General features: G+C 67.0%; 9 protein-coding genes. 5 read left to right on the top strand and 4 right to left on the bottom strand.

Features of this window, described 5'->3' with window-relative positions:
* A partial coding sequence (locus tag SH809_19120; protein MDZ4701830.1) for a hypothetical protein occupies positions 1–367 on the top strand: 367 nt, incomplete at its 5' end.
* A 51-nt stretch (positions 368–418) separates the two neighbouring features.
* On the opposite strand, the gene hemL is transcribed toward SH809_19120, so the two are convergent.
* The 4 genes from hemL to SH809_19100 form a co-directional block, all read right to left on the bottom strand.
* Positions 419–1,723 (bottom strand): glutamate-1-semialdehyde 2,1-aminomutase, encoded by a 1,305-nt coding sequence (hemL, locus tag SH809_19115; GenBank protein ID MDZ4701829.1) that lies wholly within the window; start codon positions 1,721–1,723, stop codon positions 419–421.
* Positions 1,724–1,828: 105 nt separating this feature from the next.
* Positions 1,829–3,157 carry a ferrochelatase gene (gene hemH, locus SH809_19110; protein ID MDZ4701828.1) on the bottom strand — a complete coding sequence of 443 codons (1,329 nt, stop codon included), beginning with the start codon at positions 3,155–3,157 and terminating at the stop codon, positions 1,829–1,831.
* Between the two features lie 243 nt (positions 3,158–3,400).
* Positions 3,401–4,084: an RluA family pseudouridine synthase gene (locus tag SH809_19105; protein MDZ4701827.1), complete on the bottom strand. Its 684-nt coding sequence runs from the start codon at positions 4,082–4,084 to the stop codon at positions 3,401–3,403.
* A gap of 14 nt (positions 4,085–4,098) precedes the next feature.
* Positions 4,099–4,452, bottom strand: a complete 354-nt coding sequence (locus SH809_19100; protein MDZ4701826.1) for an MmcQ/YjbR family DNA-binding protein — start codon at positions 4,450–4,452, stop codon at positions 4,099–4,101.
* Positions 4,453–4,816: 364 nt separating this feature from the next.
* Between SH809_19100 and SH809_19095 the strand changes: the two genes are divergently transcribed.
* From SH809_19095 to SH809_19080, 4 genes are all read left to right on the top strand, one after another.
* Positions 4,817–5,293: a hypothetical protein gene (locus SH809_19095; GenBank protein MDZ4701825.1), complete on the top strand. Its 477-nt coding sequence runs from the start codon at positions 4,817–4,819 to the stop codon at positions 5,291–5,293.
* A gap of 657 nt (positions 5,294–5,950) precedes the next feature.
* Positions 5,951–7,564 (top strand): hypothetical protein, encoded by a 1,614-nt coding sequence (locus SH809_19090; GenBank protein ID MDZ4701824.1) that lies wholly within the window; start codon positions 5,951–5,953, stop codon positions 7,562–7,564.
* 35 nt (positions 7,565–7,599) lie between these two features.
* The gene (locus tag SH809_19085; protein MDZ4701823.1) at positions 7,600–19,680 is read left to right on the top strand and encodes a hypothetical protein; all 12,081 of its coding nucleotides are present in this window, start codon (positions 7,600–7,602) and stop codon (positions 19,678–19,680) included.
* Positions 19,677–21,728 (top strand): fibronectin type III domain-containing protein, encoded by a 2,052-nt coding sequence (locus SH809_19080; GenBank protein ID MDZ4701822.1) that lies wholly within the window; start codon positions 19,677–19,679, stop codon positions 21,726–21,728. The genes SH809_19085 and SH809_19080 overlap by 4 nt, the downstream gene beginning before the upstream one ends.
* Positions 21,729–21,736: the final 8 nt, after the last annotated feature.

Raw genomic sequence — 21,736 nt, 5'->3', positions numbered from 1 at the left:
CGCCCCCTTCACGCCCTTTCTCCCCCCCGGCGCGCTCGACCCCCACGGGGTGCTCATCCGCGACCTATCCACCGGCAACGCCAAAAAGGTTGGCATCGTCGCTGCCCTCTTTTTTGAACCCGAAATCGCCATCCTCGACGAGCCCTTCGCCAACCTGGACCCCCGCTCCCAGATCGTCCTCAAAAACCTGCTGCGCGACCTGAACACGAAGCAGAGCCTCACCCTCCTCATCTCCAGCCACGACCTCGCCCACATAACCGAAGTCTGCAAACGCATTGCCGTCCTCGAAAACGGCCACTTCATCCGCGAGATCGACACCTCCGACGAAACGCTGCGCGAACTACATGATTACTTCGCGGCGGAATGAAGCACCTGCGGTGCTCCCGGCCGCGAGCGCAGCGAGCTATTGACCGCGAGTTCACTCCGCGCAATGCTCCAGCGCCCTCCGCTGCGCCCGGAGGGTCTGCGCCAGTTCTTTGGTGCCGTGGCGGGTGGAGAAGAAGAAGGCTTCGAACTGAGAGGGGGCGAGGTAGACGCCCTGGCGGAGCATGGCGTGGAAATAACGCGCGTAGCGGGTGGTGTCGCAGGTGCGGGCGGTGTCGTAGTCGGTGACGGGGCGGTCGGTGAAGAAGAGGGTGCCCATGGAGCCGACACGCGTCTGGAAAAAAGGCACGCCGGCGACCAGAAAGTTATCCCGGGTGCCCTGTTCGAGGGCGTCGCCGTAGGCTTCGAGGCGATCGTACAACTCGGGTGAATCGGCGATCTGGCGAAGGGTGGCGTAGCCGGCGTTCATCGCGAGCGGGTTGCCGGAGAGGGTGCCGGCCTGGTAAACGGGGCCGGCGGGCGAGACATAGTCCATCAACTCCTTCCGCCCCCCATACGCTCCGACGGGGAGCCCACCGCCGACGATCTTCCCCAGGGTCGTAAGATCGGGGAGGACGCCGTAGCGCTCCTGCGCGCCGCCACGCGCCACCCGAAATCCTGTCATCACCTCATCGAAGATCAGCAGGATGCCGTGGACGTCGCACAGCGTACGGAGACCGGCCAGAAAACCGGGCGCCGGCGGGATACAGCCCATGTTGCCGGCGACGGGCTCGAGGATGATACAGGCCACCTCGCCGGCGTTGGCCTCAACGAGCCGGCGCACGCCCTCCAGGTCGTTAAACCGGGCGATGAGGGTGTCCCGCGCGTTGCCGGGCGTCACGCCGGGTGAGTTCGGTTCGCCAAAGGTCATCGCCCCGCTGCCGGCAGCGATCAGGAAGAAGTCGGCATGCCCGTGGTAATGCCCCTCGAACTTGACGATCTTCGGCCGGCCCGTGATGCCGCGAGCGAGGCGCACGGCGCTCATCGTGGCCTCGGTGCCCGAGTTCACGAAGCGCACCTTCTCGATCGAGGGCACGAGGGACCGCACGAGGGTGGCGAGCTCGATTTCGATGAGTGTCGGGGCGCCGAAAGAGGTGGACAGGCCCGCCGCCTTGCGGACGGCCTGGACGACGAGCGGGTCCGCGTGGCCGAAGAGCATAGGCCCCCACGAGCCCACGTAGTCGAGGTAGCTGTTACCGTCGAGGTCGTACAGATAGGCCCCATCCGCCTTCTTAAAAAAGACCGGCGTGCCGCCCACGCTTTTGAAGGCCCGCACGGGCGAGTTGACCCCGCCGGGGATGACGTCCTGTGCGGCGTCGAAGGCCGCTTTACTGCGGGACAGATTCAGGTTATCCGGCATGCCATGCGAAGAGGGGTAGAGCTGATGAGCAAGAGAGGACGCACCGCCGTCGCGACACGGAAACGCGGCCGCGGATACCGCGCGAGGTCTGCCGGGGCAGGACACTCAGGGGGACTCGCTTCCAGGCTCGACCATACCGGGTTCGACGCGTTGGGGATCAACGATGGGCAGCGGTTCGGGCACGCCGGGCGTCCAGTTCCGCGCGTCGACGATGGCCGGACACTGTCGGCAGCGCCGGCAGGACTCGCCGTTGCCAAAAAGGGGCTGTTCTTTCCACGGACGCAGCGGGTAGCCGGCGCGTGTCGCCGGCGCGCCGTCGCCGGTGCCCAGGACGCCTTCACTGGCCGGCAGTCGGAGCTGTGCGGCCACCACTTCACCCAGCGCCTCGATAAAAAGCGGGTGGTTGTTTAAGCCTCGCGTCACTTCGTACCGGGTTATCCCGAGCCCTTCAGCCTGCTCGCGCACTTCCATATCCAGCTCGAACTGCGTGCCCACGTGGTCGCAAACGAACCCCATCGGGTTGACAAGCACGGCCTTCTTGCCGGCCTGCGCCATTTCCTTGAGCTTGTTTGGGAGGTTGGGGGACAACCACTCCGCCGGCCCCACCTTGCTCTGGAAGGCCACGTGAAACGGCCGGTCGTAGCCTCGCAGAGCCATCACCTGCTCCACCGAGCGGTGGATGTGGCAACAGTACGGGTCGTGCCGGTCGCGCATCTCTCGGATCGGCGTCCCATGCGCGCTGAAAACCAATTCGACATCTGCCCGGTCCTCACGCGGAAAGCGCTGCAGCCCTTCGTCGATTCGTTCGCTGATGGCCTGGATGTATTTGGGGTTCGCGGCGTACTCGTAGACGAAGGAAGTTGGCCAGTATGGAATTTCGCTTGCCTGTTCGAGGGTCCACCAGTACATCAGGGACGAGCCGGAAGACGTTTTTGAATACTGGGGGTACAGCGGCAGCAGCAACACCTTCGTGATCCCATCCTGCTGCATACGGCGAACGGCCTCTTCGCTGGTCGGGTGCCAGTACCGCATGGCTACGTAGGTGCGGAAGGAGATGCCGGCGCCGCGCCCGTACGTGTCGTTGAGATGCCCCTCCAGGGCCGATGCCTGCTCCTGCGTGATCCGGTTGATCGGCGAGCCGCCCCCGATTGCTTCGTAATCCTGCACGACCTTCCGCCCGCGGCTCTTCGCGATAAACGTCGCCAGCCAGTGCCGCCACGACCCCTTCAGCGGCATGTCGATGATGGCGGGGTCCATAAACAGGTTGTACAGGAACGGCGCAACGTCGGCGCGTTTGTACGGACCGCCAAGATTAAAGAGGACGACGCCGACTTTATCCCCAGGATCCAGGACGAGTGGATCGGGCGCATAAAATTCCCCGCTGATCAGCCGATCGTCGTATTGATAATAAGAAAGGTACTGACGCGGGGTCATCGGGACGATCGAATGCGAGAATGAGCGACGGCCAGCATCGGCCACTACTATACAGTGTGGTTACCGAGATGGCATCCGCAGGTATCATTTAGTCGAAAAAAGCGGAATTCAGTTCCTGTCCGTCGTTGAAGTTTTCTCTAATCTACCCCATCAGCGCGTCCACTGGGGCTAATTTCTGGCAAATACGCGTGCGCGTTTCACATTTCTGGCCCAGCGCCTCGCCCCCTTGGCTCCACAAACCTATCAAAGCGCCTCCACCAGCCGCCGGGCCCACGCCGGCCAGGTGTCGGGCGGGCCGGCCGAGAAGACACAGGTTTCGCCCTGGGTAGGATGGGCGAAGGCCAGTCGGTAGCTGTGCAAGGCCAGATTTCTTCCGTCAAACCGCTGCTTAGCGCGATACTTGAAGTCGCCTGTTATCGGGCGCCCCATCTGGGAGAGCTGAACGCGGATCTGGTGCGGCCGGCCGCTCCGGGGCTGGACGTCCAGCAAGGTGAGCCCGTCCCGATGCCCGATCGCGCGCCAGTGCAGTTCGGATTGCATCCCCTTCGGATGCCCTTCGCCGACGGACCGCACCGTCCGGTGATCTTTCCAGAGATGATCGACGAGGGTCCCCTCCCCCGTGCAATGTCCCTCGACCAGGGCGACATACCGCTTCTCGATCGCGCGCGTCTTGAACTGGGCGGAGAGTCGCGAGGCCGCTTTAGACGTCCGCGCGAACACCATCACCCCGGACACCGGCCGGTCCAGCCGGTGCACCAGCCCAAGGAACACCTCACCCGGCTTTTCGAACCGGACTTTGATGTAGTCCTTCGCCATGGAGAGGAGATCGGGATCACCCGTTGCGTCTCCCTGGGAGAGCACGCCGGCAGGTTTGCGCACCACGAGCAGGTGGTTGTCGAGATGCAAAATCGTGGCCGGATCGAACATAACAAGACACGGGGTCAGGACAGGAGGCGTTCGCGATCCGCTTTGTTGAGCGACTGGACGATGAGGATGTAGGAGTGATCGATGAGTTCGCGCAACTCGGAATCGGCGATGCTGCCATCGAGCACCACCGTATTCCAGTGTGTTTTGTTCATGTGATACCCGGGGCGCACGGCTTCGTAGCGCTCGCGCAGATCGATGGCGCGTTCAGGGTCACATTTGAGGTTGACGGTTGTCGGGTGATTATCGATGCCTGTCAGGGCGAACAGCTTGCCGGCCACCTTGAACACAAGCACATCCGGCCCGAAAGGCGTTTCTTCCGTCACCTCGTTTTTGGCGAGGCAATACGCGCGCAGGGAGTCGAAGGTCACGGACGAAAAAGGGGTTTAATGTGTAAGGTGCAAGGTTTAACGCGTTGAACGTCCTTGCCTGAGAGTTGGCCGGGGCGGGTCCAGCGCAAGGTACAACAACAGCATGAACGAATCGAGAGGGGCGTAAAGGTCTCCATGGGCACGGAGAAAAGGCTACAAGGTCCGCGCCAGGAAAACCCTACGCTCCCCAGGCCATAGACGTAGAAGATGGGGGGGAATTTACCAGATCATTGCCATCCAATCTGCACACAATTGTGACAATTAAAGGTGCGCCCTGCTCTTAATTAGTGACCGTAATCGCCGAATAGATCCGGCTGAAGGTAGTGACTATCGAATACTTTAAAGATCCCATCAGGTCAACCCCATGCAGCAGATCGTCCACACATCCCCGACACGCCGTTCCGACTATCGCTGGAGCGCCGAGCGGGGCCAGGTCGGCGATGCCGGCCAGCTGTTTGGTCACCGCAGCTTCGACGACCCGTCACGCGAGGAAGAACTCGCCTATCGCGTCGAGGCGATCCAGCTCTCCATCCTGCAGGAGCGTTATGCGGATGCGCTCACCCATGCCGAAGAAGCGTTGAAGATTGCCGAGCATGAGCCGCTGATCCATCACCTGGCGGCGCGAGCGCTCTGGGAGCAGGGGGAGCAGCGTACGGCGGCCGAGTCGTTCGTCTACGCGGCCGAGTTGCTTCAGGGACTGTACAACGGGAAGCCTCCGGCGCGGTACAACGCCGATCCCTCGCAGGTCTACTTCATGGCCGCCGAAGCATGCCGTGCATTCGATCAGTACGCCGAAGCGATGGACTTCTACCAGCAGGCCGCCAATCACGCCCTGCAATGATCCTACGACCGGGCCTTTCCTAATCCCCAGGGCCCTGGAACCCACCTCTATGGGCGACGTTGACCGCACGAGGCCATTCGCTTCACGTTTCCCTCATCCCGACCCACGCCCGAAGACGTAGAATTCCCGCATAGCGGGTGAGTGTGACGACGTAGCGTTGGTCTTCCCGGCTTTGAGCCAAAGGCGCAGCCTTCCGTACGCACAAGACTGAGAGGAACGGCGAGGCGTGCGCTTATCGTAAAGTCCTCGGCAGAAAAGCACGTTACGGCGTGCCGTGCCCGTCGTTTGCACGGTTGTACCCAATTCGCCACGGGGGGTTGATCCACACCGCCCTGACCGTTCGTACCGCCTTGCGCCGATGGGCTGTCAGCCCGTAATGATTCCCCAGGTCTGATTGTCCTGGTTTGAACGCGATGGCCTCGTCTCGCTTTTCCGCCCAGGACCCGCAGCTTCTTTCCGACAGGCGACTGCCGTCGCCCCGGTCACACCCAATTGCATTTTAGCAAGTTGCGCCCCGACAGGTCCCTCGCTATCGTACCACGTGTCCTGGCCTTCGTACTCCTCTCCGTCGTCGCGGGCGCAGGGCTGGAGGCGAGTGCGCAGACGCGGCCACCTACCACCCGCCTGGGGCCTCTGGCACTCGGCGGATCGGTTGGCATGAGCACCGAAGCGTACAGCGCCACCGGGATCAACGGACGCCGGCCCGGAAACAGCGGCTCGGTATTCGGCGCCGCTACGGCTTCCGCCACCGACATCACGTACGGACTGAATTTCCACCTCTCCACCGAGGACGACCGGCTGCGCCAATCGATGAACCGATTCGCCCTCTCCGCCTCGGGCGAGCGCCTCCAGGCCACCGTGGGCGATGTGAGCCCCGTCTTCTCCCGCTTCAGCCTGAACGGCGCTACGATCCGCGGCGCCTACGTGGACTACCGGCCCGCGTGGTGGGTCGCATCGATCCTCGCCGGCCGCTCCCAGCGCGCCATCGACACCGGCATCGGCGCTGCCATACGGAGGCCGGCCAATAATCGATCCCTGCTCTCCGCCCGTGTCGGGGTGGGTGCGGAAAGCCGCCACTTCTTCCACCTCATCGGCCTCATCGCCCGCGACGACCCGGATTCCGGAGATCCCTCGTTTCGCGCCGCGCCGGTCGAAAACGTCAGCCTCACCCCCACCTTCGGCCTCCACTTCCTCGAGCGTCGGCTCTCCGTCAGCGGCGAACTGACGGCTTCGGCGTTTACACAGGACACCCGCGCCGCGCGCGCCACCGACGACGGCGCCCCCGGCATGCTCGGTTTTTTTACGCCGCGCGTGGGGAGCCGGTTCGACTACGCCGGCCTCATCGAAACACGCTACACGCATTCCGCCTTCGCCGATACCTCGGTGTTCGACCAGATCACGGTCCTGGCCTCCTACGAGCGGGTCCAGCCCGGCTTTGTGTCGCTCGGCAGGCCCTACACCCGCAGCGACCAGGCCGTCTTCAGGCTCCAACCCCAGGCGCGGCTGCTCGACCGGCGTCTGCTGCTGGGACTCGATATCACCACGCGCCGCAATAACCTCGGCGATACGCGCAACGCCACTCTCCAGCGGAATCAGCTCCACCTGACGTCCCAGGCGCAGCTTTCGCCGGCGCTGTTCCTCCATGCGGGTTATCTGTGGATGGCCAACGCCAACAATCCCGTATTCGACGACCCCGCGAGCCACTTCCTCAAGCAACGCATCGTCTCACAGACCCTGCTCCTCTCCCCGGTCCTTACCGTCCCCATCGAACCACTCACCCACCGTTTCGCGCTCACGCTGGCCGTCCAGAACCTGGCCGACCGGACCGATCGCCAGGACGCACTGGACCGCCGACCGGTGAATTTCAACAATCTGACGTCCACGCTCTCCCACGCCGTCATCCTGCCTTCCGGCCTGTCGATCAACAGCGGCCTGAGCCGGATTTCGAGTAAAGCCCCCACGACGGACGTCCGGGCCATGAGCCTCAACGCCGGCTTGAGCGCGGGGCTGTTCGAGGGGAAGATGAACGCCGGCTTCAACGCCAGCGTGTCCACGACTCGCCTCATGTTCGACCCCCCGGCCGGCGCGGATCCCGACACCGCGCGCGAGCAAGAAACGTCGCGCCAGTACGGGCTGACGCTGACGGGCACGTACCGCGTCACGGGACGCGACATCCTGCGGCTCAACGTACGAGGATTTACGACCCGCCAGCCGTTGCGTGGAAATTTCCAGGAGATCCAATCGACCCTCCGTTTCGAACATAAATTTTAGGGCGATCGCGCCCCAAACCGAAGCACGGCCGCTCGATGCGAGCACGATCCACCCATACTTTCTCGATCCTACACACGCTGCCCGCCTTCGTGCTGGCGATGTGCGTGTACGCCCTGGGCGCCGCCCCGGCCGCCGGCCAGGGTACCGTGCAGATCGTGGTCGGCGGCATCCCGCCGGTGCTCGAGACGCCCTATCTCGGCGATCTCGACCGGCAGATCGATCAGGGCCTCTTCAACGTCCAACTCATCTACATCAGCCCCAGCCGGCAGCCGCGCGCGTTTCGGCTTCGCCTCACGCTGGAGCACAATGGGGATACCGTGCTCGATCTACTTTCCGAGCCCAACGCCTACGAACCGGGCGTTCACACCTACCGCCGGCTGGACGACTCGCCGGCCATCGACTTCCCCATCACCTACGGCGAACTCGTCGACCGACTGGATGCGCGAACGAGTGCCACCGGCCTCCTTGCCGAGGGAACCTATACGCTGACGATCGAGGCCGTCCCCGAGGAGGCCGACCTCCTGCTGCCCAGCATCCCGGGCATGGCGGTGTTCGAGGTGCGCTACGCCGAACCGCCGATCCTGCTTTCGCCGTTCGACCAGACCGTGCTCACCAGCCCGTACCCCGTCTTCTCCTGGGCGCCGATCGTCGGCGCACCGGCCGGCAGCCTGTTTGAGTACGAGCTGCTGATCGTGGAAGTCCTCCCGGGGCAGGCCTCCTACCGGGCCCTCGAAAGCAACCGCGAACTCGTCCGCATCCCTCTACTGGGGCAGACGGCCTTTGCCTATACGGCCGAACAATTACCCCTCGAAAAAGACCACACCTATGCGTGGCAGGTACGCGCCCGCGATGCCGCCGGATTGATGCCGGTGCTGGACGCCGGCGAGACCGAATACAACACCTTCACCGTGGGCGTAGAGGGGCTGGGCGGAATGGTGGCCTCCTGGAGTTATCCCGTCAATGCACCATTTATCGTCCACACGCTCGCCAACCCCCAGGAGCTGGATCCGGGGCAGACTGAGCTGTACTTCGACGGGCTCCTGCCCATCGAAGTCAACGGCGCTCCAGCCGAAGCGCGGTTTGAAGGGGTAGTGATCGATGCGGAGACCCAGGCGATCATCGCCGGCGCGATCGTCATCGAACAGCCGCTTGCGATCGAGGTGGCCCTCAACCCCCTCACGGATGCCTTCAGCGACCATGCGTTTGTGCCGGCCGGCAGCGCGCCGGCGCGGAGCGAGGGCCTGTTGCTCGAATGGAACAGTCCGACCCGGGTGGATCGAGACGGCGTCCACCCCGCCGGCACCCATCCTGCTCGGGTATCTTACACCGGGCTCGAAGGCGAGGCCTGGACGGCGACGTACTCGCCCGACATCGCCTTGAATCTCGCGCCGTTCGGGATCGACCGTGGGCGGATCGACTTCGCGGCGGACGGCGTCGCCCGGGCGTATGCGGATGCCTCAGGATTCCACGTCATCGACCGGAGCGACCCGGTCATCGCCCAGATCCCGGACCGCCTGATCGTGGGCGAGGAACGGCTCGCCTATGTGCCGCTGAAGCGCAACGGGGTGCCGCTTGTAGCGGCGATGCCACTGGCCGGCGGCACCATTGCCCTGTCCCCGCTGCCCGGGACCCGCCTCGAAGCCGTGATCCCCGCATTTCGCGGCCCCGCCCAGGGCGCCGCGCCCCGGTATGAGGTCCTCCCCGATGCCGTCGTCATCCAGAGTGGCACCGGGCTGATGGTCAGCGGGTCGCTCGCGGCGACGACGCCGGAAACGGCCGGCCTGGACGCCGTCGGCGTCCCCATCGCGCCCGAACGGATCGTCATTGGCATCGCGGACGGCGAGCCACGGATCCAGCTCGAAGGCAGGCTCACCCTCTTCGGCGCCCCGATTGCCGGCAGCGAACCGGTTGTGTTCACGGTGGACGGTCGCGGCCGCGTGGCCGGCGACGTCGCGCCGGGCGCTGTCGCCGGCACCCTCGCGCTGGACGCAGCCGGATGGGCGCGACTGGCTGTCGAATCCGTCGAAGGACGCTTGCTGGTTCCGCTTTTCGGCGGGGCGGAGCGGGTGGTGGACTTCACTGTCGCCGGGGCCTTCCAGGTGGTCGATGCCGATTTGGTGATCGCAAGCGCCGCCATCGCTTTTGCCTATTCGGGCGCTGGACAGGCCGTGTTTACGCGATTTGAGCCGGCCGAGGCCGGCGCTTTCGACGTCGGCGCACTCCACCTGGGCGCCACCGCGATCGAGGTAGCCGGCATCGACGCGTTGTGGCTCTCGGGCGCCGCCGGGGCGCCTCGTTTCTCGGCCGCGCTCGACGCCGGCCTGGCCCTCGTCGTCGCTGTGGACACGCTGAGGGCCCCGCTTCAGGGGGTCGAACTGCGCGACACGGGTCTGCACATCGCGCCTCAAGACATCAACGACGCCGGGGGTGCCCTGGGCGGCAAACAGGGAGGCGAACAGGGCGGCGGCCTCACAACAGCCGGGGCGTTCGACCTGCGCCTCATCGGCATCCGGCTGCCGGAAACACGCCTCGTGGGGTCGGGCGATCGGCTGGATCTGCGGCTGGACTTCGACGCGCGCCTCGCGCGGCTCCCGCTTGCCGGCGCCGCCGCTGCCGCTTCGCTCACCCTCCAGGATGCCCGCTTCGTAGACGGTGTGCTCGAAGGCCCCATCCTCCCCTACCGCTTCCAGGGCGAGCCCGCCCGCCTGGCGATGGCGGCGCCCGTCCGTTTCGAAGCCGAAGGCGCCGTGGGCCGATTCTTTGCCGAATCGTCCGGCCAGGGGTATGAACTGGACTTCCAGGGCACCCTTGCCCACGCCGCACTCACCGACGCTGCCGGCCTTGCGTGCGCCCCGACGCCGGCCACGGTCCGCATCGCCAGCGGTACCGACGGCTCGGTCATCACCGGCGAAAGCGACGCCTTTGCGCCCTGCGGCTTCGTCACCGCCGGCCCCATGGCCCTCGTCTTCGATTCGGCCCGCATGCAGCTGACCTACGAACGCGACACACTGGTCACCTGGATCGAGGGTGAGGTTGCCGGCGTACACGAGCCCCTCACCGGGGACCGCGCATCGGGCAGCGGCACCATCGCCATCGACCTCGCCGACGGCCGCGTCGTGGAAGGGTCGGCCCGTCTTGATGATTTCGAATGGGCCTATCCTGCCTTCAGCCCGCTTTTTGTGATCGACGTGGTCGAAGCGCGTCTGGACGGCCGGGGCGTCACGTTCTTTGCGGACAGCACCTTCGCCGGCCGACGCCTATCCGACGACGCCCCCCTCCGGTTCACGTTCTCCGAGACCTTTAAGCTCGGCCTTCAGCCGGCCCGCGCCAACACCGGTCGCGCCGAGGTGCTCCTGGAGGCGACCCCATTGGGCCGGTTCGACGAAAACGGTTTCTCGATCGGCCGCGCGATGGAGCCCGCCGATCTGCCGGAACACATCCCGCTTGCGGGCATCGCAGGCGCGCTGTGGTTGCGCGAAGCCGGCGGCGACCCTTCGGTAACGATCGTTCGGTCCACCCGTGGGCTGACCGTCCTCCGCGTCGACGCCGCGCGGCTGCAGATGACCCACCCCGCCCGGTTCAGCCTGCCCGTCGCCGGCGAGATCACGGTCAATGATGCCTTTGAAATCATCTCCGGCGAACTCATCGGCCAGGGCGATGCCGGCGGCATCGCCACGTCGATCGATCCGCTGCGCGTGCATCATGTCCGCGCCACGCTCGCCGAAGGCGCGACCCGCTTCGAGGCCACGCTCGAGGCCCGTATCGCCCTGCCGGACGTGCTGGTGTCCGACTCGACCGCGACGGTCGCTGCCTCCTTCCGCCTGGTCGACGGCGAGGCGACGGCTCCCGTCGTCATCCCCCCGCGCTCCTGGTACGAGGGCCGCCTTCGCTTCAGCGCCGACACGGCCCGCATCGGCCATGAAGACGGCGTCACGTTCGTGACAATCGACGGCGGAATCGCCTCGCCGTTCCTGCACCCGGACTCGACGGCTTCCGCGCTCCGGTTCACCGCTGGCTACCGCGAGCCGGACGCCGCGTGGGCGTATGACCTGGCCCTCGACCCGCATTCGAACCGGACCATTCCCTTCGGCGCCGGCTCCCTTGCGCTGGATCCGATGCTGGCGAACCGCTTGCAGGCCAACCCGTTACCCGTCCTGAGCCTCGCCGGCCTGATGCGGCTACCGGCCCGGCTGGGCGAGTACTATACCCTGGGCCTTGCGCTGGAAGTCGGGCCCGCCGGCGTTTATCTCGGCCGGCCCTATTCGGGGCCTGAGGCTCCCGTCCTCATCGAGGGTCTGCTGACCCAGCAGATCAGCCGGCTCGAATGGCGTTTCGACGAGGGCCGGCGCGCGCTGGTCGCCTCGTTGGACGGCGCGTATGAGTCTCCGCTACTCCAGTCGCGCACGGGCGGCCGTGCGACGTTCCGGGGTATGGAGATCGGGATGGATGGCGAGGTCTTCCTTGGCACCGCCGGGTTCGCCGACGCCGACAGTACCGCGCTGTCCCTGTTGAGCCTCGGACAATCGATCGACATCATCCCCAACGTCTTCCGGCTCGACTCCCTCGCCCTCGCCCTGGGCGAGACGGGTCTTCGGCTCTCGATTGCGGGCTCCGTGGACATGCCGGCGCCCTCCGAGCGCCTCGGCCCGATGTTGCCACGGGCTCCGGGCGCGGCCCCGCTCGGACGCACGGCGCCCACCGTAGTCACCCCCTCCACGGCCTCGTTATTTCCGACGGGTCGCGTGGCCTTCACGGTAGGCCTGGACGGAACGCTGCGACAGAGCGCGGTCGAATTCGCCGGCCAGACGCTCCGCGCGTCCGCCAAGCCGGCGTTTCAGATGGCGTTCGGTGATGCCGCCATCTTCCAGTATGAGGCGGCCGAACTCGACTTCAGCCCGTGGCGGCCGGCCGAGGCGCGTCTGCTCGCCGCGGCCCGGCTCTTCCTGCGACCCAGCGACTCGGCCAACGCCGCCGACAGCTCGCGCATCAGCCGCACCGACGTCACCCGCATGCCGGCCATCCCGTTTGGACGGGTCTCCGACCTCCGGCGCACGCCCGGCGTGATCGTCCCAGCCGCCGCCCCGATCCAGTATTTCACAGCCTTTCAGGGCGCCACGGACCCTGCGCCGCTCGTCGTCGGCAACGGGCTCTACGACCTGCATGTCGGCTCCGTCACCCTGCCCGACGCCAGCTCGCCGACTGTTTCGCTCGCCGGGCTCGTCCGCCTCAACGCGGCTGGCATCTCCGGAGGCCTGAGCCTGGGCGATCGGGTCATCGGCCCCGCCGGCCTCGTGCAGCCCGGCCACGCAACGGGGGCGTCCACCCTCAGCTTCGATGGCATCCTCGCCGTCCAGACGGATTGCTTCGAGCTCGAACAGCGTCGCTCCGAATTACAGTCGCTTTCGCTGGAGCCCCAGCACCTCTTCCTCGACCCCGACGGCCGGGTGGCTTCCGCCCCGACCGCCCCGTTGTCCGTGCAAGCGTACGCCCGGTTCGGCGCTGTCTGCGGCGACACCCTCCAGATCAGCCTCACCGACGGCTGGTTTGACGGCCGGGCAAACGCATTGACCGCCTACCTGACCACCGCTGGCGCAACCGAGCTGCGGCTGGATCGGGTGGAGACGACACTGGCCGCCGGCACTCGGGTGATGGCGGACCTACGTCATTCCGCCCTCGACGGCGAGCCTTCGCTGGACGTCACGGGCTTCACGTTCCTCCGCGACATCCCGGTGACGACGACCGGCCATCTGCGCGCGCTTCAGGGCCGGCCCAGCCTCGCCCTCTTCTTCTCCCCCGCCGCGCAGGTCATCGACTGGATTCCCGGCCTCGGCGCTATCGAAATAGCCGGCGGAGGCCTCTTCTATCGCCCCGCCACCGCCGACCTCGAGCCGGTCTCCCGGATGCTCAACGAGCGGCACAACGGCGCCTTCAGCGCCGCCAACCCGGCCGGCTGGCCTTCCCTGAGCGCACCGCCGTTCGCCCTGTATCTTCCAGCCGACATCGCCCTCGCGCCGGCCGATTCGTCCCATGGCGTGACGGGCGCCGGCCTCTTCACCATCACCAACCAGTTCACGACCTTCGACCTCCGCGGGACGCTGCTCCAACGCGAAGACGAATTGGATGCCGCGTTATTCCTGGCAGAGGTGACCGACGACTCGCTGGGCACGACCCTCCAGGGACAGGGCGCCCTCACCGTCAATTTCACATCCACGCTCGGCGGCTTCGTACACACCGCCTTCCAGGCCACGCCGGCGGGGGGATGGTCCGCCTTCGGCTACGGCGATTTTCTCGTCAACGACGCCCTCCCACTGTCGGGCCGGTATCAGGCCGGCGTCGACGGCCTGTTGCTCGACCTCACCGACATGCGCCCCGTCGTGACAGGCAGCCTCACCGTCCCGCGCCCATTGCAGCTCACCGCCTGGTTCGATACCCGCCAGGGCGCCCTCGGCGGGTTCACCGCCATCGAGAGCGACCTCGCGCTGCTCCCCGGCGTACTGTTTGGACGCAGCCGGCTCACGGGCAGCCTCGTCCGCCACAACGACGAGCAGCGGCTGTATGCGGCCAGTAATCTTTATGTCGATGTGCCCTTCGTGTATACCGGCCCGCTGGACCCGTGGCTATCGGTTGAGGGCGGACAATTTTACGCCGGCGACGCACGCAACATGACGTTCCGGCGCATGATCAATGAAGGGCGCCAGCACAGCGCGGCCATGCCCGAGCTCGCCGAGGAGGCAAGCATTCGCCTCCAGGAAGCCGTGCGCGTCCTCCGTCAGGCCGGCGCCGACCCCTTCCCCGGCATCGCCCCCGGCCTTCTCACCCAATCCTCCGACACCCTCCTGGCCTTCAGCGCCCGCCTCCTCGATGACGAGCGCGCCGGCGGCGACGTGCCCGAGACACTCACCCACCTGGCCGAAGGCCTCTTCGCCGATGGCAACCGGCCGGCGCGGACGGCCTACCCCGATACGCCGGCCACATCCGAGGCCGCGAACGATGCCTGGTTGGGGATGACCACCGCCATCGCCACGGCGGCGCGGAGCGCCGAAACTGATCTCTTTGGCCTCGCCAGCCTCGCCCCACGCAGCCTGTTGTGGCTGACGGAAGAAGTCGAGATCCCCACGGACCTGAACGTATCGCCCGTCGTCCGGGCCGAATGGCCGAACGAGACGCCGGCCGGCCGGGGCGGATTCGAGATCGACGCCACCGTGCAGGACCGGCAGACGACCAGTCTGCTCGCTTTCAAGGAGCGCAACGATGCGCTCGACCTCCAGTTCACGCGCGCGGTCGGTACGCTGGAGCTGAACCTGGTGAATCTGAAAATCGCCCGGACGCCGGATCAGCCGATCCGGTATGCCGAGGCCGTGGCGTCGTTGGGCGCCTACCACGGCCGGCAGGCCGATGCCGACTGGTCGCTCGCGGCCTGGGCCACCGAGCGGAGCGCCTGGCTCGCCGGGCAGGAACGTGTGATCGAGCGCGACATCGAGGACCAGTTGGGCGCGATCGACGATAAGCCGGAGGTCCTGCGTCGCGCCGTGCTCGCCCGCGTCGATCGGCTGAAGGAGATGGCCGCCGGCACGGGGTGGATCAACGAGGCGATCGCCGACGAAGCCGCCTTCCGCCAGCGTGTCGCCGCGGCGGACCCCGAAGCGCTCAAGACCCTCTACCGGACGACTGGTAAGTGGCTGTGGTTCGATGCGCCGGCCGCCGCGTTGCTGGCCGCCGCCGACTCGCTCACGTCCCGGTCCACCCTCCGAGCCGACCGTTACGCCGCGCATCAGGACTCCATCGCCCTCGCCTACGGCGCCTTCACCCGGGCCCTGGACCCGATGTACGACACCCAGACCGCCATGACGACGACGCTGTACGGCATGGCGGAGGAATATAAAAACTGGCGTACGTCGATGGGCCGGCTAGATCCCGAGGGCGTCAACCTCGCCTTCCAGTTCCTCCCCTACCGCGGCAACTACCGCCTCCTCGCGGACGACCTTATCCCGCCGAGCATCGAGTCGATGAAGATCGGCATCGAACCCGCCGGCTATCGCTCGACCGCAACCATCACATGGACGGCGCAGCATCCTATCGAGATTGTCGAAACGAGCATAGCCATTCAGCAACCGTCGGACTCGACCTCCGTGTTCGCAAGTGTGGGCGCCCTGCCGGCGCTCGCCGTGGCGGCCTTCAAACGCGACGGGGCGGACCAGACGCACACCTACGACGTGACGTTGCGCGTCCGCGGAGCCGGCGGCCTCAGCGCCACCCGTTCGGGCCGCTTCACCGTGCCCGTGGACCCCGACGCGCCGGCGCCTGTCGTGCGGCCTGACTCGCTTCTCACCCCGCTCGACGCCACGTCGCCTCCGGCGCCCGTGTTGGCCGGGCTGGCGTACTCCGCCTACTTCAGCGACGAGCCCAACACCCTGTGGTTCACACTCGGCGAGCTGCGCGACGCGGAGTCCGGCATCGCCTCCGTCGCCTACCGCATCGTCAACGAGGAAAACGTGGAAGATGTGCTGCAGGATTGGACGGAGGTCGTCATCAGCCGTGCGACGTTCGCCGGCCGCACGATCGAAACCGGCTTGCCCGTGCAGGAGCGCAACCTGGCCATCCGCGTCGAGGCGCGCGTGGAGAACGGCGCCGGCCTGACCGCCGTGAGCCACGAGACGCTACGCCTCAGCCTGGACGACACGCCCCCCGTCGCCGCCCTGAAGGCGCTGACGTATTTCAACCCCTTCAACCACGAGCACCCCAACAGCCTGCTCGTGGCGTTCGACACCCTGCGCGATGCCGAGTCCGGCATCCAGCAGGTCGAATATGTACTCGTGGAAGGGGCCGAGACCAACCTGGCCGAGGCCGACTGGCAGCCGTTGATCGCACCGCGCCAGCCACAACGCGACCTCGGCGCGCGTGCGGATTACATCCCGATCGTCGAAGGCGCCTTCCCGGACCGCGCCCTCAACCTGAGCGCCGTTTTCCGCGTGACAAACGGCGCCGGCTTGCAGTCGATCGCCCGGCAGACGATCCAGATTCCGGGGCGCGACGCCACCCCCCCAACGGAGCCCCAGCTCACGCTTTCCCACACCGGTTTCTACGACGCCGAGCGGCCCAGTCAGCTCCACATTCTGCTGACCGACGTCCAGGATGTCGAATCGGGGGTGGATCGCATCCTGTTCCGCGTGCTCGACGGGAGCACGGGGCAGCCGATCCAGGACTGGAATGACTTCACCCTGCTCGACCCGACCCAGTTCGCCTTTTACGCCGGCAGCCTGGAGCACACCCTCGATCTTCCGCGCTTTGGCAGCGGCCGGCCCGTCATCGTCGAAGCCCGCGCCGTCAACCACGCCGGGGTGTCGTCGCGTACGTCCGTCGCCTTCCTCCATCTCGATGTGGACGATAGCCCGCCGCCGGCGCCGGCGCTGGAAGTGTATGTGCACAACGACAGGGTCCACGCCGAGCCCGAGGGGGTGTCCATCAACGTAGGCCCGGTAGCCGACCCCGAGTCCGGTATCGGCTCGGCCGCGTATCGCCTCGTCGACCCCGCATCGCAGTCCGTAGTGGCGGACTGGCAGCCGCTGCCGTTCGACGCCGTCTCGGGGGCGTTCCCGGGGGCCCGGATCGATCTCGACCCCGCCGCGTTGGGCGCCGGCGAACCGGAGTTGCAGGTGCGGGTGATCAACGGCCAGGGATTAAGCGCCGTCGCCAGCCAACCCATCCAGCGCGACGCCGCGGCCGCCGCGCCGACGGCGCCCGAGGTTACCCTTTTCTACACCGAGCCGGACGAGGCGCGGGAGGGCCAGTTGTACCTCGTCCTCAAACCCATCGACAATCCACTCGCGACCCCCGCCGCCATTCGGTACCGGCTGCGCGACGCCGACGTGGCCGGCCGGGAAATCGCCCCGTGGCAGTCGGTGCCCGTCACCGCCGGCGAGCGTTTTGCCGGCCGCACCATCGTGCACGCGCTGCCGGATAGTGCCGTGGACGCGACGGTGCTGGCGGAGCTGGTCGTCGAGAACCGGCAAGGCCAGGCCTTCCGGAGCCAGGCGGCGCTGGAGATCCCGCGCGCGAGCGCGCTGAGCGCCAGCCGGCCCAGCGAACCCACGCTCGGTCTGTTTTATTATGATGCCCGGAACAGCATTCAGGCGAATACCCTCGAACTGGCGATCGGCGAGAGTTTCGACGCGCGTTCGGAAATCGTCGCCGTCACCTACCGCATCGTCCTGACGGATGCCCCGGGCGAGACGATCACCCTGCCGACGGATTCAACCTGGAGCGACGCCCCGACCGACGCCGGCGTGTACTTCCCCGGCGCCCGCCTGCTCATCTCCCTACCCGAACTGACCCTGCCCGCTACCGCGCAGGTGGAGGTCCGCCTCGAAAATGCCGACGAACGCGCCACCCTCGCCACGGGGCGGATGGTCCTGGCGCCCGTCACCGACGACACGGCGCCCGTGGCGCCGGCGTTTGCCGTGTCGCTCATCGAGATGCCGCGCAACCAGGCTCCGGCGCGGCTGCGCATCGTGGCCGGCGCCGCGTCGGATCCCGAGACAGGCGTGGCCGAGATGGCCGTTCGCCTGATCGACCCTGAACGCGAGGGGGCGACGGTGATCGACTGGACGCCGCTCGTCAACCAGCAAAACGACCGGCTATTCGCGCCGGCCGTGACCGCGCTCACCGTCCCGTCGCCCGAGGGCAGCCTGTCGCTTGTCGCGCAGCTCCGCGCGACCAACGGCCTCGGGCTGGAGCGGATCGTCGAAACCCCGGTCGTCCTGATCAACGACCAGACGCCGCCGAGCATCGAAGGGTTGACCGCGACCGCCGCCGGCGATGGCGCCCGGCCCGATGGTCTCGTCGTGACGCCCGGCCTTGTGGCCGATGCGGAGTCGGTCATCGAACGGATCGAGTACCGCGTGACCGCCGGGCAGGACACTGCCCAGGTGATCCAGGCGTGGACGCCGCTCGCCACGCCGCGGACGCCGCGGCACCGGGCGCCGGCGTTCTCGCTACCCCTTCCTTCAGACGCCGGCGATCTGACGCTGGATGTTGCCGTGCGCGCCGTCAACGCCGCCGGCCTGGAGGCGACCGAGCGCGTTCGGGTGAGCATCGATCGGGACGAGACGCCCCCACAGATGCCGCCGCGGATCGAGATGTCGTTTGTCGATAACGCCCAGGGCATAGGCTACCTGCTCATCACGCCCGGGGCCTTCCGCGACGCCGAATCGTTGATCGCCGGCCTCGATTACCGGATGACGGACGCCGCGAATGACGCGATCGTGTTCCGGGAGTGGACCCGTGTGCCGGCGCCGAACGTGATCCGCGCGACGCCGCCCGCCTTCTCCGTCCCCCGCACGGCCTTCCCCTTCGACGGCGCTCGCGAGGTGCTCGTCGCGTTCCGCGCGCATAACGGCGCCGGCCTTTACGGCTACCGGCAAACGGCCGTCTCCATCCCCGGCGACACCACGCCGCCCGAGGCGCCGGCGCTGGAGGCCATCCACCTGAACGCCTACGACGCGCGCCGGCCCAATAGCCTCGAGCTGCGCATCGGCCCCGCCTCGGACGCGCAGTCGTCCATCGTGGAGGTCGCCTACCGGCTGCGGACCGGCGCCGGCGAAGCACTCGCCCCCTGGACGCCCCTCGCCGCCGGCACGGACGGGCGTTTCCCCGGAAGCCTGTCGTATGTCGATCTGCCCTTCATCGCCACGAGCACACGCGTCGATGTGGACGTGCGCGTGGTCAACAGCGCCGGCCTCGTCGCCACCGCAACCACCCAGGTGGATGTAGTGATCCAGAGCGATGTCTCGCCGCCGGAGCTCGCCATCGCGTTGCACTTCTTCAACGAAGAGATCGCGCTGGTGCTCGACGAATTGTCGGACCCGGAATCGCGGATCCACCAGGTAGACTATCGCTTCCTCGATAATGTCGACCAGACCGTGCTGACGGACTGGGCGCCGGTCTTCGAGATCGCGGTGCCTCAAGCCCGCTTCGAGCGTCAGATATATGGTGTCGACGAGCCGGCGATACGCTCCGGCCGAACCCTCAAGGTGGAGGTCCGCGCCACAAACGGCGCCGGCCTCCAGACCACCGTCAGCAAAACCGTCCTCTTCAGATCTCCCGGAATCGGCCAGTGACGTTACGCGTTTCCTCCATATCGACCCTCCGTCTCCGGATCGCCCTCACCCTGGCGTTCTGTGTGTTGATGGCGCCGGAGCGGGCCGGGGCGCAGGCGCCGGCCGGCGAGCTGCGTATCGCCGTCCGCGAGGACGACCGTTCCGTCCAGATCTACCATACGGCGCTCGTGCCCATCGAGCACGGCTTCAACCTGTACCGACGGGACGACGGCGAAGCGGCCTTCGTCCGCCTCAACGCCTCCCCGATCCACAGCGTACGGTCGGGCGATGAACTGCGGGACTTCCTCGGGGTGCTCTACGGCTCGATCGAGTCCGCCACGGGCCAGGACAACGCCAACAGCACGCTCGCGAAAGTCCGCAGCGATACCCGAATCGCCAACCTCCTCACCTTCATCTACCCCGACGTGGCCGATGCCCTCGGCCGGCGGTATATCGACCGGACCGCGCCCCTCGAAGCGGTCGTGACCTACCGGATGGAGTTCGTCGACGCGCGCGACGAACCGACCGGTGTAACGCTCGAACAGACGCTACTGCTGCTTCCTGGCCGCTCGGAGGCCCCGATCGGTCTGCGGGCCATCAACGACGGCCGCGCGATCACGCTGTACTGGCGCTACGTTCCCCCCAGCCTCAAGACGGATGACCGCGTGGTGCGCTTCGAGGCGTTCCGGATCGACCCGGCGACCAGCGCACCCGTTCGCCTCCACGACGCGATCATCCTCCGCAACAACGCCGTTTTCGAGTACGCCGTCACGTTCGAGGCGCCGACCACAGGGCAGACCGAGCGGCTGTTCGTGCAGGCTGTCGACCTCACCGGGCAGGCCGGCGCGCCGAGTGCTGAACTCCGCTTCGATGTCGTGGATCGGCAGCCGCCGGCCGTGGTGGACGGCGTCGCCGCCTCGCCGCTCTCCGGCGGGCGCGTGCGTGTCGCGTGGACGCCTTCGGAGGATGCACGCGGGTATCACGTCTATCGGTCCGAGCAGGTGGTGTACGACGGCGGCTACGGCCGAGTCAACGCCGACCTTCTCGCCCCTACCGAGACCGTGTTTAACGATACCCTCCGCACGGCCCAGGGAGGCGCGTATTTCTATCGCGTCGCCGCCGTGGACGAGGCCGGCAACGAAAGTCCACTGAGTAATGTGGCGATGGCGCTGGTGATCGACGATACGCCGCCGGCGACCCCTGAAATGCTCGAAGCCCGGTACGAATCCGGCACGGTCCAGCTCGCCTGGCAGGCCCCGGCCGGCGACGCCGGCGCGTTTGTCGTCCTCCGCCGCCGGATCGGCGCGGGCGCGCCGGACATCGACCTGCGCGTGAACGAGGAAGATGTACAGGCCACGCGGTATGTCGACGCCGGCGAGCTGGGCCACGGATTCGCCGAAGGCGGCGTATACCGCTACACCGTCCTCGCGATGGACGACGCCCGCAACTTCAGCGCACCGGCGACCGCCACGGTTCGAATTCCGGACCAGACCCCCCCGCCGCCGCCTACCGCGCTCTACGCCACGATCGAACACGGCAATCGGATCGCGCTGACGTGGAATCCGTCGGCCGACGAAGATCTCATGACCTACCTTTTGTACCGCCAGGAAGACGGCGCGGCGCGGGTCCAAACCCATACCGTACCCCCCGGCCAGCGCCGCTTCGAGGCCTACGATGTCGCCCCCGGCCACACCTACACCTTCTGGCTCACCGCCGCGGACTCCGCCGGCAACGAAAGCGCTCGCTCCGAACGGCAGCGCGTCGTCATGCGCGATGCCATGCCGCCCCGGTCCGTGCGCAACGTCCACGGAGAAGCCCTCGAGGCCGGCGGCGTGCGGCTAAGCTGGGAGCCGGTCGCCGCGCTGGACCTCGCCGGCTACCATGTATACCGGGCCGCGTCGGCCACCGGGACGTACGAAAAAGTCCACGAAGGCCTGCTCGCCGAGCGCACATGGGTCGACCCCGCGGGCGAGGCCGGTCAGTGGTACCGCATTCTGGCCGTCGACACATCGGGCAACGAAAGCCGACCGGGTGAGCCGGCCTGCGCCCTCCTCCCCGGACAGCCGTAATTATCCCG

The sequence above is a fragment of the Rhodothermales bacterium genome (assembly GCA_034439735.1).
In the GTDB taxonomy this organism is placed as follows: domain Bacteria; phylum Bacteroidota; class Rhodothermia; order Rhodothermales; family JAHQVL01; genus JAWKNW01.
The sequence above is the reverse complement of the archived record's forward strand: the minus strand, read 5'-3'. Positions and strand labels throughout refer to the sequence as shown.

Excerpts from the sequence above, each read along its gene's own strand:
- SH809_19090 (MDZ4701824.1), top strand. The coding sequence starts at position 5,951 with ATGAGCACCGAAGCGTACAGCGCCACCGGGATCAACGGACGCCGGCCC.
- SH809_19095 (MDZ4701825.1), top strand. The coding sequence starts at position 4,817 with ATGCAGCAGATCGTCCACACATCCCCGACACGCCGTTCCGACTATCGC.
- SH809_19105 (MDZ4701827.1), bottom strand. The coding sequence starts at position 4,084 with ATGTTCGATCCGGCCACGATTTTGCATCTCGACAACCACCTGCTCGTG.
- hemH (MDZ4701828.1), bottom strand. The coding sequence starts at position 3,157 with ATGACCCCGCGTCAGTACCTTTCTTATTATCAATACGACGATCGGCTG.
- hemL (MDZ4701829.1), bottom strand. The coding sequence starts at position 1,723 with ATGCCGGATAACCTGAATCTGTCCCGCAGTAAAGCGGCCTTCGACGCC.
- SH809_19085 (MDZ4701823.1), top strand. The coding sequence starts at position 7,600 with ATGCGAGCACGATCCACCCATACTTTCTCGATCCTACACACGCTGCCC.